The 1,359-nt window shown below is 60.0% G+C and carries 1 protein-coding gene; it reads left to right on the top strand.

Annotation, left to right across the window (positions count from 1 at the left end):
- Nucleotides 1–89: 89 nt before the first annotated feature.
- Nucleotides 90–1,130, top strand: a complete 1,041-nt coding sequence (locus tag PVW27_RS21495; RefSeq protein WP_274561243.1) for an IS110 family transposase — start codon at nt 90–92, stop codon at nt 1,128–1,130.
- The last annotated feature ends 229 nt before the right edge of the window (nt 1,131–1,359 follow it).

Here is a 1,359-nt window from a genome sequence, read left to right as displayed (position 1 = left end):
ACATGGTGTGATTGCGGCGGTCGCTCTCCAGTGGCGAACGAGGTCCGGTATGTTGGCCTCATGTATATAAGGCGTGAGGAGAACGACCTATGGAACATTATGCTGGTTTGGATGTGTCACTGAAAGAAATTTCGATCTGCGTTGTCGATCATGATGGCAAGACCATCGCGCGCGGGACGTGCCCTGCGGACCCGGAGGGCGTGGCAGGTTGGTTTCGCAACCGATCGCTCACGCCACGCCGGATCGTACATGAGAGCGGGATGCTTTCGATCTGGCTGCAGCGCGGGATGATGAGGCTTGGTCTTCCAGCGACATGCATCGATGCCCGGAAGGCGCACAAGGTTCTGTCGGCCCGGCTCAACAAGTCCGATGCCGCTGATGCAGAAGGCTTGGCGCAGCTCGCGCGGACCGGCTGGTTTACACCGGTCCACATCCGCAGCGAAGATGCTGACAGGCTGCGAAGTCTGGTCGGTGCGCGAGAACGGATGATCCGGTTGCGCAAAGACCTCGAAGGTCACATCCGGGGCGTGCTGAAAACCTTCGGCATCCGAATGACCGGCATCGGCCAAGGTCGGCAGCGCCAGAATTTTCGCGACCAACTGGCCGCAGCGGGGGAAACCGATCCGGTGCTGCGCGCCATCGCCGATGGGTTTATCACGGCCCACTCCACGCTGTGCCAAGCGGCGGACGATCTCGATAAGGCTGTGAAGAAAAAGGCAAAGGCCCACCCCGTTGCATGTCGCCTGATGACCATTCCTGGCGTCGGGCCAGTGAATGCGCTCAGCTTCATTGCCCTGGTCGATAATACAGACCGGTTCAGCCGGGTGACTGATGTCGGCGCATTCCTCGGGCTCACACCAAAGAGGCACCAGTCTGGCGAAATGGATTGGTCGGGACGGGTGTCGAAGTGCGGAGACGGGACGATGCGCGGACTGCTGTTCGAGGCAGCGTCCTGCTTGATCCGCCAGGTGAAGCGTTTCTCGCCACTGAAGAGCTGGGCTGTACGACTGGCCGGACGACGCGGGTTCCGAAAGGCCGCAGTCGCAACAGCGCGCAAGATCGCAGTCCTGATGCTGACGATCTGGAAATCTGGTGCGGACTATCAATGGACAAAGGAGGCCACTGCCTGATCTGAATTTCCGCCGCTGAGAAGGCGGGAAGCGAAGTCCCGACGGGACGGAGGTAGATCGATCTCGTAAAAACGGTTGGGGCGCAGGCTCGCTTGCCCACCCCGCAAACGACATTGGAGACGATCCACCACCGAAAACCATCATGAGGCGCAATGCGTGACCTCGGAGAGAACCATGACCCCGAACGGACAGATCGCTAGCCCACTTGACATAGCCGCAATCAGAGAAC

The organism is Seohaeicola sp. 4SK31 (assembly GCF_028802875.1).
Lineage (GTDB): Bacteria > Pseudomonadota > Alphaproteobacteria > Rhodobacterales > Rhodobacteraceae > Seohaeicola.
This window is presented reverse-complemented; position numbering and strand designations above follow the sequence as displayed.